1 protein-coding gene is annotated in these 614 nt (G+C 42.5%); it reads right to left on the reverse strand.

Annotation, left to right across the window (positions count from 1 at the left end; translation table 11 throughout):
- Positions 1-140: 140 nt before the first annotated feature.
- Positions 141-593, reverse strand: coding sequence for a MarR family winged helix-turn-helix transcriptional regulator (locus R7190_RS28700; protein WP_318138040.1), 453 nt, complete (start codon positions 591-593; stop codon positions 141-143).
- Positions 594-614 lie beyond the last annotated feature (21 nt).

Here is a 614-nt window from a genome sequence, read left to right on the forward strand (position 1 = left end):
ACCGTGCTTTCAACCGTCACCTGCACGTTCGGTATTGTGGTTCTAAAATCGTACGGTTTGATCTGAAAAATGAAATAAAAAAGCCTCAGAATATAGCTGAGGCTTTACAAAAAGGCTGAGATTTAACGCAGAGAAAACGCTTACGAATGATTTGCTAATGTCATTTTCCTTACCAAACGAAAAAATTCTGCCGACTCATCTTCTGATAAACAAGAGAAGAATTCGCGCTGCAAGTTCCTCATTATTTGATGAACTTTCTTTATCGTTGCTTCACCTTCTTTCGTCAAACTGAGCATTTTCAGTCGTTGGTTCGCCTCACTCTTCGAAACGAACAAAAAACCACGTTTTTCCAAGTTATCGACCATGCGCTTTGCAACGCTTCGTTCGGTCAAAACGGCATCGGCTAACGCTTGTTGACTCATTGGCTGAAACTCTTCTAACGCTGCCAACGCACTGGCCATCTCTAAGGTCATCTGATTTTGACGACATAACTCTGCTTGCGCTCGGTTGCGATACATCCGTTGCATCACCCCAGAGACAAACATTGGGCTTTGATCCAAAACGGAGATAGGTGAAATTTTTTGCTCTTTCATAGCCGCCTATTTAACTTATGG

Source organism: Vibrio sp. 1078-1, assembly GCF_033340475.1.